Source organism: Planococcus sp. RAB007_Raresut, assembly GCF_057369535.1.
Genome location: NZ_JBXYIF010000277.1, coordinates 1 through 235, shown reverse-complemented (window position 1 = coordinate 235; position 235 = coordinate 1). Strand labels below are relative to the sequence as shown.

The following is a 235-nucleotide window of genomic DNA, read 5'->3' as shown; positions in this document are numbered from 1 at the left end:
ATTATTTCGGACCACTCGTCGTCGTAGCGGCTTTTGTCTCATGCGATCAAATCGCACTCGTGAAAGAACTCGGCGTAAAAGATTCCAAACAGTTATCCGATCCTGAAATCATCCGGATTGCGAAGGATTTACATGCTACGATTCCTTATCAAAAAGCGACACTGCATAATCCAACATACAACAACATGCAACGTACGATGACACAAGGTAAAATGACTGCCATCGCCCATAATGC

The 235-nt window shown here is 43.8% G+C and carries 1 pseudogene; it reads left to right on the top strand.

From position 1 onward, the window contains the following. Positions 1–235 (top strand): annotated as a pseudogene (locus AC2Q9J_RS18530) (ribonuclease HIII); the annotation flags it as partial.